12 protein-coding genes are annotated in these 14,379 nt (G+C 67.5%); 9 read left to right on the forward strand and 3 right to left on the reverse strand.

Features of this window, described 5'->3' with window-relative positions; translation table 11 throughout:
* From LRP66_RS00005 to LRP66_RS00015, 3 genes are all read left to right on the forward strand, one after another.
* On the forward strand, positions 1-1,630 hold a 1,630-nt coding region (locus LRP66_RS00005), incomplete at its 5' end, for a hypothetical protein (RefSeq protein WP_230480397.1).
* Positions 1,627-2,526, forward strand: a complete 900-nt coding sequence (locus LRP66_RS00010) for a tyrosine-type recombinase/integrase (protein WP_230480398.1) — start codon at positions 1,627-1,629, stop codon at positions 2,524-2,526. The genes LRP66_RS00005 and LRP66_RS00010, both read left to right, overlap by 4 nt.
* Before the next feature lie 11 nt (positions 2,527-2,537).
* The gene (locus tag LRP66_RS00015) at positions 2,538-3,488 is read left to right on the forward strand and encodes an acetyl-CoA carboxylase carboxyltransferase subunit alpha (RefSeq protein WP_230480399.1); all 951 of its coding nucleotides are present in this window, start codon (positions 2,538-2,540) and stop codon (positions 3,486-3,488) included.
* 166 nt (positions 3,489-3,654) lie between these two features.
* Here LRP66_RS00015 and LRP66_RS00020 read toward each other — a convergent pair whose 3' ends face one another.
* Both LRP66_RS00020 and LRP66_RS00025 read right to left on the reverse strand, forming a co-directional pair.
* Complete coding sequence (locus LRP66_RS00020; protein ID WP_230480400.1) at positions 3,655-3,828, reverse strand: Flp family type IVb pilin; 174 nt, start codon at positions 3,826-3,828, stop codon at positions 3,655-3,657.
* A gap of 125 nt (positions 3,829-3,953) precedes the next feature.
* Positions 3,954-4,133 (reverse strand): Flp family type IVb pilin, encoded by a 180-nt coding sequence (locus tag LRP66_RS00025; RefSeq protein ID WP_230480401.1) that lies wholly within the window; start codon positions 4,131-4,133, stop codon positions 3,954-3,956.
* Positions 4,134-4,179: 46 nt separating this feature from the next.
* Here LRP66_RS00025 and LRP66_RS00030 point away from each other — a divergent pair, with 46 nt between their 5' ends.
* Positions 4,180-4,659, forward strand: coding sequence for a (deoxy)nucleoside triphosphate pyrophosphohydrolase (locus tag LRP66_RS00030; protein ID WP_230480402.1), 480 nt, complete (start codon positions 4,180-4,182; stop codon positions 4,657-4,659).
* On the opposite strand, the gene LRP66_RS00035 is transcribed toward LRP66_RS00030, so the two are convergent.
* Positions 4,605-7,346, reverse strand: coding sequence for a DUF5695 domain-containing protein (locus tag LRP66_RS00035; protein WP_230480403.1), 2,742 nt, complete (start codon positions 7,344-7,346; stop codon positions 4,605-4,607). The genes LRP66_RS00030 and LRP66_RS00035 overlap by 55 nt on opposite strands.
* 99 nt (positions 7,347-7,445) lie before the next feature.
* Here LRP66_RS00035 and LRP66_RS00040 point away from each other — a divergent pair, with 99 nt between their 5' ends.
* From LRP66_RS00040 to LRP66_RS00060, 5 genes are all read left to right on the forward strand, one after another.
* On the forward strand, positions 7,446-9,821 hold the full coding sequence (locus LRP66_RS00040; protein ID WP_230480404.1) for a glycoside hydrolase family 127 protein: 2,376 nt from the start codon (positions 7,446-7,448) through the stop codon (positions 9,819-9,821).
* A complete protein-coding gene (locus LRP66_RS00045; RefSeq protein WP_230480405.1) occupies positions 9,818-10,828 on the forward strand; it encodes an Ldh family oxidoreductase in 1,011 nt (336 codons plus the stop codon). The genes LRP66_RS00040 and LRP66_RS00045 overlap by 4 nt, the downstream gene beginning before the upstream one ends.
* A 16-nt stretch (positions 10,829-10,844) precedes the next feature.
* Entirely contained in the window at positions 10,845-12,638 is a 1,794-nt protein-coding gene (locus tag LRP66_RS00050; protein ID WP_230480406.1) for a DUF885 domain-containing protein, read from the forward strand.
* Between the two features lie 70 nt (positions 12,639-12,708).
* On the forward strand, positions 12,709-13,623 hold the full coding sequence (locus LRP66_RS00055) for a dihydrodipicolinate synthase family protein (protein WP_230480407.1): 915 nt from the start codon (positions 12,709-12,711) through the stop codon (positions 13,621-13,623).
* A gap of 8 nt (positions 13,624-13,631) precedes the next feature.
* Positions 13,632-14,342, forward strand: coding sequence for a GntR family transcriptional regulator (locus tag LRP66_RS00060; protein WP_230480919.1), 711 nt, complete (start codon positions 13,632-13,634; stop codon positions 14,340-14,342).
* Positions 14,343-14,379 lie beyond the last annotated feature (37 nt).

The raw sequence follows: 14,379 nt of genomic DNA on the forward strand, positions 1-14,379 counted from the left end.
TGCGGCGGCGACCCCGGTCGTCGGGCCGAGCCCGGCGCCGACGCCGGTCGACGCGGTCGGTGCGCTGATCCAGTCGCTGCCGACGCCGACACCGACGCCGTCCCCCAGCGCCACGGTCGATCCCAGGACGCTGGCCGAATATGAACTGCCCGCCTCCGCGCGGCGCTCGCTGGATCTGGTCGGGCCCGCCGGGCCGCGCGAAGGCGCCCTCGACGCGCAGGTTTTCGCGGGCGCCGACGGTCGCGTGGCGGAAGTGCTGATGCGGCGGCTGTCCGCGCCGTTGCCGTCGCGCTGGGTCTCGATCCTGCTTCGCCGCACGCTGGCCGCGCGCATGGACACGCCGCGCGGCGTCAACGGGGCGGATTTCGCGGCCGAGCGCGCCTGGCTGCTGCTCCGCATGGGCGAGGCGGAGGTCGCGCGCGCGGTCGTCCAGTCGGTCGATGCGGGCAACTACACGCCCAAACTCTATCAGGTCGGGCTGAATGCGCTGCTCGCGTCGAGCGATCCGGCGGGCTTGTGCCCGCTGGCCGATCGTGGCGCGGGCGTCACCGGGCTGGGCGGCTACCGTGTCGCGCAGGCGCTGTGCGCCACGCTGGCGGGCGAGGGCGCGCGCGGCGCCGCGATCCTGCGTCAGGTCCGGCGCCAGCGGGTCGCGGAGGATTTCGACCTGAAGCTCGCCGAAAAGCTGATGGGCGCGGGTGGACGCCGGGCGGTCACGGTGGACTGGAGCGGTGCCGATCGTCTCACGACGTGGCGCTACGGGCTGGCCACCGCGTCGGGCCTGACCGTTCCGCCCGAATATCTGTCCTATGCCGGGCCTCAGGTGCGCGGCTGGCTTGCGACGGCGGCGACGATCGCCGCGACCGATCGGGCCAGCGTCGTGGATCAGGCGGCGGCGCTGGGGGTGCTGTCCAACGCCGCGCTGGTCGATTTCTATGCGGGCCTGGCCGACGACGATCAGGCCAGCCGCGCGCAGGGTGCGATCGGCAACGATCTGCGCAACGCCTATGCCGCCAATGACGAGGGGCAGCGGCTGTCCGCGATCCGCTCGCTTTGGGGCGATGAGGATCGCACGCCCTATGGTCGATTGATCCTGACCGCCCGCGCCGTCGCGCGCCTGCCGGTCACCGCGTCGGAGAATGATTCGGATCGGCTGGTGGCGTCGATGCTCTCGGCCGGGCTGGATCGCAGCGCGGCGCGCTGGCGCGGGGCGGTCAAGCAGAACGGCAACGCATGGGCGATGATCGAACTGAGCGATCCCGATCAGCAGGGCCAGGTCGGTTACGATCGGATCGGCGGCTATGACGGGCAGGGCGATGCCCTCAAGCAGCGGCTGTTCTTCGCGGGGATGGCCGGGCTCGGTCGGCTGGCGAAGGGTGATATCGAACGCGGTGCCGAGGCGCTCGACGTGCGGATCGGACAGCGGAACGCCTGGACCGACGCGCTCGACCGCGCCATCGCCGACCAGCAGACGGGCATGGTCGTGCTGCTCTGCGCGATCGGGATGCAGACCGGGGACTGGCGCGGCGTGCCGCCACAGGCGCTGTATCGCATCGTGGCGGCGCTTCGTTCGGTCGGGCTGGATACCGACGCACGGATGATCGCGGCGGAGGCGATCGCGCGGGCATGAGTCCGCGCGACGCCGCACTGCTCGAACGATTTCTCGAGATGATGGCGGCGGAGGCGGGGGCGGCGGGCAATACGCTGGCCGCCTATCGTTCCGACCTGCGGCTGGCGGGCGACGCGATGGGCGGGCTGGCCGATGCGAGCGAGGCGGCGCTGAAGGGGCTGGCAGACGGCTGGCGGGCGCTGGCCAATGCCACGGTCGCGCGCAAGGCGGCGGCGCTCCGGCGCTTCTACGCGTTCCTGCACGAAGAAGGACTCCGGCAGGATGACCCGTCCTCGGTGCTGCCGCGACCGGGACAGCGTCGGGCGCTGCCCAAGGTGCTGAGCCATGCCGATATCGACCGGCTGTTCGCGGCGATCGGCGAGCGGACCGGGGTGGAGCATCCTTCGTCCGGCGACCTGCGACTCGGCGCGCTGATCGAGCTCCTCTACGGATCGGGGCTGCGCGCCAGCGAACTCGTCGCGCTGCCGCGCGGTGCCGTCCACCCCGACCGGCCCTTCCTGATCCTGAAGGGCAAGGGCGGCGTGGAGCGGATGGTCCCCATCTCCGACCGTGCGCCCGCGGCGGTCGCGCTCTGGCGGACGCGGGTGCCCGCCGAGTCGCCGTGGCTGTTTCCGGGAGGGAACAAGCATCTGACGCGCATTCGCCTGTACCAGCTCGTCAAGGAATTGGCGGCGGATGCGGGCATTCCGCCCGACCGGGTCAGCCCGCACGTCCTTCGCCACGCCTTCGCCACGCACCTGCTGGGCGGCGGGGCCGATCTGCGCGCGGTGCAGGCGATGCTGGGCCATGCCGACATCGCCACCACCGAAATCTACACCCATGTCGAGGCGGCGCGATTGGTCGAACTCGTCAACGTCCGCCACCCGCTCGTTGATTTTCGGAACAAGCACCCTTAGGCGCTAGGCCCATGTCAACGACCTTCCTCGATTTCGAGAAACCGATCGCCGAGCTGCAGAGCCGGATCGACGAACTGCGCGACACGACCGCCGAAGGGACGGTCGATATCGGCGCGGAGATCGCCAAGCTCCAGGCCAAGTCGGACAAGCTGCTGCGCGATACCTTCGCCAGGCTGACCCCGTGGCAGAAGACGCAGGTCGCGCGCCATCCGCAGCGCCCGCACTTCAAGCATTATGTGGCCGGGCTGTTCGACGAATTCGTGCCGCTGGCGGGCGACCGCGCCTTTGGCGACGACCAGGCGATCATGGGCGGCTTCGCGCAGTTCCGTGGCCGCCGCGTCATGGTGCTGGGCCATGAAAAGGGCGAGGACACGGCCAGCCGCCTCCGCCACAATTTCGGTATGGGCAAGCCCGAGGGCTATCGCAAGGCGATCCGGCTGGTCGAGCTGGCCGACCGATTCGGCCTGCCCATCGTGACGATGGTCGACACCTCGGGCGCGTTTCCCGGCATCCAGGCCGAGGAACGCGGCCAGGCGGAGGCCATCGCGCGTTCGACCGAGGCGTGTCTGGCGGCGGGCGTGCCGGTCGTCTCGGCGATCGTCGGAGAGGGCGGCTCGGGCGGCGCCGTGGCGCTGGCGGCGGGCAATCGCGTGCTGATGTTCGAACACGCCGTCTATTCGGTCATCTCGCCCGAGGGTTGCGCCTCCATCCTGTGGCGCACGGCGGACAAGGCGGCGGAAGCGGCCGAGGCGATGCGCGTCACGGCGCAGGATCTGAAGAGCTTCGGGGTGATCGACACGATCGTTCCCGAACCGGTCGGCGGGGCGCACCGCGACCATCCCGGCGCGATCGCCAATCTGGGCGATGCGATCGACAAGGCGCTGGGCGATCTGGGCGGTGTCGGTCGCGACGAACTGAAGCGCGGTCGTGCGGCCAAATTCCTGGCGATGGGGCGGCTGTAAGATCGATCGGGGGCGGTCGCGCGCCGTCCCCGGTTCGAAGGGATCGAATGTCCGGCGGTGGCGGACGCAAAAATGGCGGACGCCCGAAAGGGCACCCGCCACCGGATCTGCATTACGAAGGGGGGCAGGTCATGGCCGCGCCTGACCTGCCCCGCTTCGGCAGCTATCAATGGACGTTGGTGTCGAGCTTGCCACCGATGGTGTTGAAAGCGGTGCCCAGGCTGGTGCCCAGCTTGCTCATGCCAGCGATGGCGGCAACGGCAACAAGCGCTGCGATCAGGCCATATTCGATCGCCGTCGCGCCCTTGTTGTTCTTCACCATCTTGCGGATCGTCTTCATACCGGTCTCCGTGCGTCTAATGCTCTGTCTATCACCCGGCTGAGCCGGAGCGCCGGATCAGCTTGCTGCCGTTTAACCGCCTACTAGTTGACGAAGGCTTAAAAAATTAACCGGACTTCCGGAATTCAGCCGTCGCTGAGATGCAGGTGATCGCCCAGGAACTGGAAGAGTCCGTTCAGCCCGACGCTGAGCTGCGACAGCGCGACCGACAGGACGATGATGATGCAGGCGATGACGAGGCCATATTCGACCGCGGTCGCGCCGCGATGATCGGCGCAGACGCGTCGCAGGCTGGACAGGATCATGGGCGCTTTCATGGTGCCGTGGGCTTATGGGTGCGAGGGTTAACAAATGTTCGATGAAACCACGACGATCGCATCCGTTTCGGGGCCTATTTTACCGGTCGTGGCCGCGGCCCTGGTCGACGGCATGGGGCGTGTCTGTCTTCAACAACGCCCGGCGAACAAGTCTTGGGGCGGGCTTTGGGAGTTTCCCGGCGGCAAGATCGAGCGGGGAGAAAGCCCCGAAGCGGCGCTGATCCGCGAACTGCACGAGGAGCTGGCGATCACCGTGGACCAGGCCGCGCTGGAACCTGCCGGGTTTGCGACCGAGTCGCTGCCCGGTCGCCATCTCCTGCTGTTGCTCTATGTCGTTCGCGACTGGACGGGCACGCCGGTTCCGCTCGAGGCGGATGATCTGATCTGGTGCGAACCGGCGGCGATGGCGGCGCGGCCGATGCCGCCCGCCGACGTGCCGCTGGTCCGTCAGTTGCGGGCCTATCTGGCGGACAGCGTCACATCGGTCACGCCGGGCGATAGCGGCACGGTGTAGCCGCCACGCTCCGCCGTCCCGCGATCGGGGCGATACGCTTGCCCGCCCGGTGTCGTCGTCTCGACGAACAGCCGAGCCGCCGGTGTCGCGGCGGTCGCGGGATCGAGCGTCAGGCGGACGACCCGGGTCGCGGGATCGAAGTCGAACGACGCGATCTTTCCCGCCTCCAGCGTCATCCACAATCCGGCGGGCGCGACGAAGACCCGGCTGCGCGCGCCGTCGCGCGGCTCGACATGGATCGTCCCGGCACGCCGCGACAGGTTGCCGCCATAGCTCAGCCAGCCAAGCGCGGGATCGTCGACCAGATAGGTCGCCGCCGCATAGGCATGGCCGAAGAAGCCCATGCCATAGTCGCCGCTATACGGGTCCCACTCCATCCTGTCCGGCCAGCTATGAAAGGCGGCGGAGGACGCACCGCGCTGATCGATATTGGTGATCCCGCCAAGCAGGCCGCCATAGGCGACGCGGAGCAGATGCATGTCGGCGGGGTTGCGGCGGAACGAGTCGAACAGCGGAACGGCGTTCAGCGTCGATCCGTAATGATGGATCTGCCGCTCCAGCCGCGGATATTTCCCGCCGTAGAGGAAGTCCCAATAGCGGCGGGCATTGCCGTTATACCCCCAGTGCGGGATAGACGGATCATAGCCGAGGATCACCTCGCGCGTGACGTCCGCCTGAGGGCCGTAGCCGAAATAGCGCATCCACGCATAGACCTCGGCCTGGCCGGTCGAGTCCCACGCCATCTCGCTGCCGAAGGGATATTTCAGCGTGCGCCAGTGATCGGCGCGGCCCTTCATCAGTCGCTCGATCTCGGCGGCCTTGCTGGTCCAGCCCTCCCGCTTCAGGTCGGTCAGGATGTCGACGAAGACATCGCCCTCCATCAAGCCGAACTGCGCATAGTGCGGCGCGTCGCGCATCATCGCGACGATCGTCTGATAGGCATGGTCGAGATACCAGTCCCAGCCATGGACCCTGGTCATGCCGGGATGGTTGCGCGCGATGCGGTACAGCACCCAATGCCCCGCCGCGACATGGGGATAATTGTACGCACGGCCGAGGTCGTCGGCCTGATCCTTTTTCCAGGAGGTCCAGCTCTGCCAGTCCCTGGCGGGTCGGTAGAGGTCGGGGAAGGCGGCGGGATCATAGTAGAAGAGGCTTTTCTTCACGCCGCCCGCATGAGGACCGTCGGCGATCTGGAGGCGTCCGACGACGGTCCTGTCGACCAGCTCCTCGATTCGCGCGATCTCGGCGGCGTCGGGATTGTCGAGCTGCTTCATCACCGCGGCGACCCAGCTGCCCGCGCCGCCCTCGTCGCTCATTCCCGAGATCCACACGCGCGGGTCCGCGGTGACGACCCGGTTCGCCTCGCGGTCATAGGTCAGGATCGCGGGGGAACGTCCGAAGGGATCGCGCTTGCCGTCGAACCATTGCTGCGTCGTCGAGAAGCGACCGAGATCGGCCATGGTCTGTTCGAGCGGCTTGGTGACGAAATACTGGATCGTCTGCACGCTGGTATCGGCATAGGTCAGGGTCAGACGCGCCCGGCCCCATTGCCGACCGCGCACCGACAGGCGGGTCCAGCCGGGCTCGCCGGGCTGTCGCGTCACGACGAGGGCGCCAGCCGGATAGCTGTCGATCGCGGTGATGGCGGAGGGCGAATGGACGAACAGCGAGGCGTCGAGATCGGTCGGCACGACATAGCCGGGCACGCCGACCACGACCGGACGGGCCTGCGCGACCAGCGTCGCGTCGATCGCACGGATGCTCGGCGCGGCGGCGAAGCGAAGGCCGATGCGACGACTTTCGCCGGGCGCCAGCCGGATGCTGGTCGGCGCGTTCCACGGCTGCCCCGCCCTGGTCCAGTCGGTCTGGGCATAAGCGGCGCTGGCGACCGTCCAGTCGTAAAAGCCCTCCGACGTCTGCGCGCGTGGGCTTGCCTCGACGATCACCGCCTTGCCCCCCGCCTCGCGCAATGTGGGGATCGGCACATAGGCCTCCAGCGGCGTGCCCCGCTCCGGCAGGACGAGCAGCGCCGGGCCCGCGCCATTCAGCCGGGTGACCTGAACATAGCCCGCGTCGCGACCGATATAGGGGTCGGCGAAGCTGGCTTGCGCATGGGCCTGCTCCAGGCTGCGGTCGGTGATGATATTGTCGAACACCATCGGCAGGCCGAGGCCGCCGATCTCGACGGGCTCGGGCGAGGTGTTGGTCAGGGTGAAGCGCAGGGCGGGCAGGCCGTCTTCATTGACCCATTCGCGAACGATCCGAAGCGGCAGGCCGTCGCCCATCGTCGTGGTGATGTCCGCCGCCGCCAGTCGCGCGCCCCGGACGGGCAGCACGCGGACAGGCCTTCGCTCGCGCGACGAGGAGAAATCCCGCCAAGGGCCCGTGCCGGTACGGACCCGCACATGAATGTCGCCCAGATGGTTGTAGCCGCTACCGGCACGCTCCTTGGCGCGGCCGACGGGCAGGAAGTCGAAGCCCGGCGTCGTATCGGGCGAAAGGCTGCGCGCCGTCTGGCTCACGGGATCGAGCGTCAGCCGGAATCCGCCGACACGCGTCGGGGCGGGGGCGGTCGGCGACGCGCGACGCTTGGCCGACGGGGCGGCGCCGACAGCCTGTCCGAACGCCAGGATCGACAGGATCGCCACGCTGTTGGACAGCGAATGGAAAAGGCTCTGGCGCATTGATTTTTCTCCCCAATCCGAGGTTCCTGCGCCAAGCGTGCCGCGATTGACCCCCATGTCCTCGCCCGATATGGTATACAGTATAGGCGGGAGAGCAAGATGTTACGGACAAACCGGCGGGACTGGATGCGGGGCGCGGCAACGGTCGCGATGATGAGCGTGACGCCGCGCGCGGTCGCGGCAAGCGGCTCGATCCTGCCCGCCACGGCGGAACCGCTGCCGCTGACGGCGGTGCGGCTGCGCCCCTCGATCTATGCCACGGCGGTCGAGGTCAACCGCCGCTATCTCTATCGCCTCAGCCCGGACCGGCTGCTCCACAACTTCCGCGCCTATGCCGGACTGGAGCCCAGGGCGCCGATTTACGGCGGGTGGGAAAGCGACACGATCGCGGGCCATACGCTGGGCCATTACATGTCCGCGCTGGTCCTGACCTGGCAGCAGACCGGCGATGCCGAGATGCGTCGCCGCGCCGACTATATCGTGACCGAACTGGCCGAGGCGCAGGCCAGGCGCGGTACGGGCTATGTCGGCGCGCTGGGCCGGAAGCGGGCGGACGGCAAGGTCGTCGATGGCGAGGAGATTTTTCCCGAGATCATGGCGGGCAAGATCAAGTCGGGCGGCTTCGACCTGAACGGGAGCTGGTCGCCGCTCTACACGGTGCACAAGCTTTTCGCCGGCCTGCTCGACATTCATGGCGGCTGGGGCAATGCCCAGGCGCTCGACGTCGCGGTCAAGCTTGGTGGCTATTTCGCGCGGGTCTTCGCGGCACTCGACGATGCGCAGATGCAGACCGTGTTGGGATGCGAATATGGCGGGTTGAACGAGAGTTTCGCCGAACTCTATCAGCGGACGAACGATCGCCAGTGGCTGGCGCTGGCGGAGCGCATCTATGATCGCAAGGTGCTCGATCCGCTGGTGGCGGGGGAGGACAAGCTCGCCAATTTCCACGCCAATACGCAGGTTCCCAAGCTGATCGGGCTCGCGCGCATTCATGAAATCACCGGCAAGGCCGAACCGGCGAAGGGCGCGAGCTTCTTCTGGGAAACCGTGACCGGACATCACAGCTATGTCATCGGCGGCAATGCCGACCGCGAATATTTCTCCGCGCCCGACACGATCGCGCGGCACGTCACCGATCAGACGTGCGAGCATTGCAACACATACAACATGATGAAGCTGACCCGGCATCTTTATGGCTGGAAGCCCGACGGGCGGCTGTTCGACTATTATGAGCGCGCCCATCTGAACCACACCATGGCGGCGCAGCATCCTGAAAATGGCGGCTTCACCTATATGACGCCGCTGATGTCGGGCGCCGCGCGCAGCTTTTCCTCAACCGCCGACGATGCCTTCTGGTGCTGCGTCGGATCGGGGATGGAGGCGCATGCCAAGCATGGCGAGTCCATCTTCTGGCAAGGCGGCGAGACGCTGTTCGTCAATCTCTACATCCCCTCGGAAGCGCGCTGGGAAAAGCGGGGCGCGCTGGTGACGCTCGACACCGCCTATCCGATGGAGGGTGACAGCGTCGTGACCTTCACCCATCTGGCGCGGCCGGGGCGTTTCCCGCTGGCGCTGCGCGTACCCGGCTGGACCAACGGACAGGCGGCGCTCTCGGTCAATGGTCAGCCGGTCACGCCGGTGATGGAGCGCGGTTACGCCGTGATCGATCGCCGGTGGAAGGCGGGGGACAAGGTCGAGATCCGTCTGCCGCTCGACCTGCGGCTGGAAACCACGCCGGGCGACGACAGCGTCGTCGCGGTCGTTCGCGGGCCGATGGTGATGGCCGCGGACCTCAGCGCGGGCGCGACGCCCTGGGACGCGCCCGACCCGGCGATGGTCGGCGCCAATCCGCTGTCCGCCTTCACCGCCGCCGATCCGGCCAAGCCGCGCTATGCGGTGGGCGACGCATTCCGCCCGATGGGACTGAGCTTCGTCCCCTTCTACAGCCAGTATGAGCGGCGCAGCGCGGTCTATTTCAAGCGCTTCACCGAGGGCGGCTGGAAAGCGCAGGAAGCAAGCTACCTTGCGGAGCAGGCGGCGGCGCGCGACGTCGCGGCGCGCTCGGTCGACGTCATGTATCTGGGCGAGATGCAGCCCGAGCGCGACCATGGGCTGACCTCGGACATATCCTATCCCGTCTCGTATCTCGGCAAGCAGGGCCGCGACGCGCGGTCGGGCGGCTATTTCGAGTTCACCATGGCAGTGCGGCCCGGCCCGGTTATCCTCCAGGCGACCTATTGGGGTGAGGAGCGGGCGCGCGATTTCGACATATTGGTCGACAATGTGAAGGTCGCGACCCAGCATCTGGAGAATGACAAGCCGGGCAAGTTCTTCAACGTCGACTATCCGCTGCCCGAACCGCTGACCAAGGGGAAGAAGAGCGTGCGCGTCCGCGTCGTGCCGCATGACCGCAGCACGGCGGGCCCGATCTTCGGAATGCGGCTGTTCACCGCCAGGAAGGCGCCGACCGCATGACCGGAGTCCGCATGACGCTGGACGAGCTTCGGACCCTGGCGCGCGCCAAGCTGCTCGGCGCGGGTCTCGCGCCTGCCCATGCCGAAGCTGTCGCCGAGACGATGGTCGCGGGCGAGCGGGACGGGTGCACCTCGCATGGCATTTACCGTCTGCTGGTCGCGGTCTCCAGCATCGCCAAGGGCGTCGTCGTCCCCGATGCCAAGCCCGTGCTGTCCGAACCGGCGCGCGCTCTGGTCCGGGTCGATGGCGGTGGCGGCTTCGCGCAGCTTGCCTTTCAGACCGGCAAGTCGATGCTGATCGACAAGGCGAAAGCCAATGGCATCGCGGCGCTCGCCCTCAACAACGTGGTGCATTTCGCGGCGCTCTGGCCCGAGGTAGAGGAACTGGCGGAGGCGGGGCTGGTCGCTCTGGCCTTCACACCCAGCCATGCCTGGGTCGCGCCATCGGGTGGAGCGGAGCCGGTGTTCGGCACCAATCCGATCGCGTTCGGCTGGCCGCGCCCCGACGGTCCACCCTTCGTCTTCGATTTTGCGACCAGCATGGTCGCGCGCGGCGAGATCGAGTTGCATCGCCGCGCGGGCAAGTCCGTGCCGGACGACTGGGGCGTCGATGCGGAGGGTCGGCCGACGACCGATCCCGCCGCGATCCTGTCGGGCGCGATGCGGACCTTTGGCGGGCATAAGGGCTCGGCACTGGCGGCGATGGTCGAACTGCTCGCCGGGCCGCTGATCGGCGACATGACCAGCCGCGAGTCGATCGCGTGGGACGCGGGACGGGGTGGGTCGCCCTTGGGCGGCGAGCTGATCGTCGCGATCGATCCCAGGGGCTTTCTGGGCGATCTTCTGCCCGAGCATCAGGCGCGGGCCGAAGCGATGTTCGATGCGATCACGGGGCAGGGCGCACGGTTGCCCTCCGCACGGCGCTACGCCGCCCGCAGGATTTCGCTGGCACAAGGGGTGGAGATTTCATCCGATCTCTACCGCGACGTGACGGCCTTGGACGGTTGATGAAGGGGGATTGTGCATGACGAAGCGGACCATGATGCTGCTGACCGGCGTCGCGCTGGCGATCCTGCCCGTTGGTCAGGCCGATGCGAAGGTGAAGGCGGCGCGGCGATCGGCTGTGACGACCGGCGAGAGCGCCGATGCTCGTTTCCGCGCCCTGTCCGAGGCCGAATATAAGTGGCGTATTACCCAAAGCGCGGCCGATGACGACGGCGGCAGCGCGGGATCGCGCCAACTCCCCGATGTCGGCCCCGCCGCGCAGGCCGCCCGGCTCGCGCGCTGGGCGACGACCGCGAAGGCGCTGGACGCGATCGATCCGGCGCGTCTGTCGCCCGATATGCGGACCGACTATATGGTCTATCGCGGCCAGATCGACGCCCTCCTCGCCGCGCAGCGTTTCCGCGAATATGAAAAGCCGCTGACCGCCGATACCAGCTTCTGGGGAAATCTCGCCAGTTGGGCGCGGGACAGCTTCACCAAGGAAAGCCAGTATCGCGAATATCTGGCGATGCTGCACCAGATGCCGCGCTATTACGATCAGCAGATCGCGAACATGCGCGCCGGGCTCGACCGGGGTTTCACTGTCCCGCGCATCACGTTGAAAGGACGCGATATCGGGGTGGCGCAGGTGGTGGATGCGGGGGTGGGCGACGACCAGCCCTTCTACGCGCCCTTCAAGTCGATGCCGTCGACCATGGCGCCAGCGACCGTGGCGGCTTTGCGTGCCGAGGCGAAGGCGGCGATCCGCGACGATGTCCTGCCCGCGCACCAGCGCCTGCTGACCTTCCTGCGCACCGACTATATGCCGCGCGCCGTCGTCAGCACGGCGGCCTACGACCTGCCCGACGGCAAGGCCTATTACCGCTCGAAGATCCGCGAATATGTCACCGAGGATATGACCCCGGAACAGGTCCACGCGATCGGCCTGTCCGAGATGCAGCGGATCCGCGCGCGGATGGACCAGGTGATGAAGGACGTGAAATTCGCGGGCGATTTCCCGGCCTTCCTCACCTTCCTTCGTACCGACCCGCAATTCTACGCCAAGACGCCGCAGGATCTGCTCGACCGCGCCGCCTGGCTGGCGAAGAGCTTCGACGGGATCGCATCGGACTGGTTCGGTCGCCTGCCGCGCAGCCGCTTCGCGATCAAGCCGGTGCCCGCCGACCTGGCGCCATTCTACACCGCCGGGCGGGGCGGGACGGGCGTCTATCTGGTCAACACCTATGACCTGCCGTCGCGCTCGCTCTATGCGATGCCCGCGCTGACGCTGCACGAAAGCGCGCCGGGCCATGCGTTCCAGATGCCGCTGGCGGCGGAGAACAAGGGGCTGCCCGCCTTTCGCCGGGACAGCTATCTGTCGGCCTATGGCGAGGGCTGGGCGCTGTATTGCGAGGCGCTGGGCGAGGATATGGGTTTCTACAAGACGCCCTATGACCGGTTCGGCATGCTGTCCTATCAGGCGTGGCGCGCCGCGCGGCTGGTCGTCGATACCGGCATCCATGCCATGGGCTGGAGCCGCGAAAGGGCTCAAACCTATCTCCACGACAATACCGCGCTGTCGGATCACGAGATCGAGACCGAGGTCGATCGCTATATCGCGTGGCCGGGTCAGGCACTGTCCTATTATATGGGGCAACTTGCCTTTCAGCGTGCGCGGGCCGAGGCGGAGAAGGCGCTGGGCCCGAAGTTCAACATCCGCGCCTGGCATGACGCGATGCTGCAACTGGGCTATGTTCCGCTCGGCGTGATCGACCAGCGGACCGATCGCTTCATCGCGGAAGGTGGCAAGGGCCCCTATCCCGATGAGGAATGATCGTTGACCGATCGGCGATCCTCCGCTAAAAAAGTATACGGTATCTAGAACAATATCAGGAAGACAGATTGTGAGCATCGGCTGGCGTGGCGTATTCCCCGCGGTGACGACCCAGGTGCGGGAGGATCTGTCGATCGACCTCGCCGATACGCAGCGCGTCGTCGACGATCTGGTCAATGACGGCGTGACCGGCGTGATCGCGCTGGGCACCGTCGGCGAGAACAATTCGCTCGACTATGACGAGAAGGTCATGGTGCTGACCGCGATCGTCGAGGCGGTGGCGGGACGCGTGCCGGTCATCACCGGGGTTTCCGAATACGACACCCGTCGCGCGGTCCGCTATGCGCAGGCGGCGGAGAAGGCCGGGGCCGATGGCCTGATGCTGCTGCCGCCGATGGTCTATGTGCCCAAGGCGCATGAGCTGGTGAACCATTTCAAGGGCGTGGCCGACCAGACCGGCCTGCCGATCATGCTCTACAACAACCCGCCCGCCTATCGCACGGTCATCGACCAGACGGTGCTCCAGGCGCTGGTCGATGTGAAGAACATCGTCGCGGTCAAGGAATCGGCGCCCGATACGCGCCGCTTCACCGATTTCCGCAACGCGTTCGGCGACCGCTACACGCTGTTCGCCGGGCTGGACGACGTCGCGCTCGAGGGGCTGTATCTGGGTGCGCAGGGCTGGGTCTCGGGGCTGACCAACGCCTTCCCCAAGGAGTCGGTCGAGCTGGTCGCGGCGTTCGACCGTGGCGATCATGCCAAGGCGATGGAAATCTATCGCTGGTTCATGCCGCTGCTCCACCTCGATGCCGAGCATGACCTGGTGCAGTCGATCAAGCTGGCCGAGCAGGTGATGGGCCGTGGTTCGGAACGCGTGCTGCCGCCGCGCTACGTGCTGGAAGGCGAGCGCCGCGCCGAGGTGATCGCGATGGTCGAAAAGGCCGCCGCGACGCGCCCGACGCTGGGCCAGGCCAAGGCCGCCTGATGGCGACGATGCCCTTGCCCCCGGAAGCCGCGCTGGATGACGGGCGTTTCCGGGGCGAGGGTGTCATCGTCGTCCAGACGCTCGCGGATCGCATCTTCGCGATCGTCCGCGAGCGGATCGTCGCGGGGACCATCCCCGCGGATCGCCCGATCCGACAGGATGCGCTGGCCGCCGAACTGGGGGTCAGCAAGATCCCGCTGCGCGAGGCGATGGCCCGGCTGGAGCAGGAGGGGCTGCTCCACGGCGTCGCCAATCGCGGCTATATGATCGGCGCGCTGAGTGCCGAACAGGCCGAGGACATTTACGGCCTTCGCCTCAGGATCGAACCCATGGCGGCGGCGCGGGCGGCACTGGTCGCCGACGATGCCGACCGCGCCAGGCTGGTTGCCGCGTTCGAGGCGCTGGACCAGGCCGCGACCAGCGATCTGCCGCGCGTCGCCATCTGCAACCGTCAATTCCACATGGCGATGGTCCGGCCGGTCCGCCAGCCGCTGACCATCCAGATCGTCCGCCAGCTCGCCGTCCTGGCCGAGCGTTATGTGGTCGCGCATCTGCAACCCGCCGGACGCGACGCACGCGCGCATCTCGAGCATCGCGAGCAGCTCGACGCCTTTCTGGCGCGCGATGTCGCCCGGCTTCGGGGATTGCTTGACGCGCATATCCGGTCCACGCTGACCGATCTGAAAGGCGGGTTCGCGCCCGTCGACCGACAATCATAAGCCCATAGGACATCGAGCCACAGGGCGGGGGGATCTG

Origin of the sequence: Sphingomonas sp. Leaf21 (genome assembly GCF_916858675.1) — a bacterium.
In the GTDB taxonomy this organism is placed as follows: domain Bacteria; phylum Pseudomonadota; class Alphaproteobacteria; order Sphingomonadales; family Sphingomonadaceae; genus Sphingomonas.

What these genes read in the sequence shown, in the direction of transcription:
- LRP66_RS00030 (WP_230480402.1), top strand. Translation starts at nt 4,180, where the DNA reads ATGTTCGATGAAACCACGACGATCGCATCCGTTTCGGGGCCTATTTTA.
- LRP66_RS00050 (WP_230480406.1), top strand. Translation starts at nt 10,845, where the DNA reads ATGACGAAGCGGACCATGATGCTGCTGACCGGCGTCGCGCTGGCGATC.
- LRP66_RS00015 (WP_230480399.1), top strand. Translation starts at nt 2,538, where the DNA reads ATGTCAACGACCTTCCTCGATTTCGAGAAACCGATCGCCGAGCTGCAG.
- LRP66_RS00025 (WP_230480401.1), bottom strand. Translation starts at nt 4,133, where the DNA reads ATGATCCTGTCCAGCCTGCGACGCGTCTGCGCCGATCATCGCGGCGCG.
- LRP66_RS00040 (WP_230480404.1), top strand. Translation starts at nt 7,446, where the DNA reads ATGTTACGGACAAACCGGCGGGACTGGATGCGGGGCGCGGCAACGGTC.
- LRP66_RS00010 (WP_230480398.1), top strand. Translation starts at nt 1,627, where the DNA reads ATGAGTCCGCGCGACGCCGCACTGCTCGAACGATTTCTCGAGATGATG.
- LRP66_RS00045 (WP_230480405.1), top strand. Translation starts at nt 9,818, where the DNA reads ATGACCGGAGTCCGCATGACGCTGGACGAGCTTCGGACCCTGGCGCGC.
- LRP66_RS00035 (WP_230480403.1), bottom strand. Translation starts at nt 7,346, where the DNA reads ATGCGCCAGAGCCTTTTCCATTCGCTGTCCAACAGCGTGGCGATCCTG.
- LRP66_RS00020 (WP_230480400.1), bottom strand. Translation starts at nt 3,828, where the DNA reads ATGAAGACGATCCGCAAGATGGTGAAGAACAACAAGGGCGCGACGGCG.
- LRP66_RS00060 (WP_230480919.1), top strand. Translation starts at nt 13,632, where the DNA reads ATGCCCTTGCCCCCGGAAGCCGCGCTGGATGACGGGCGTTTCCGGGGC.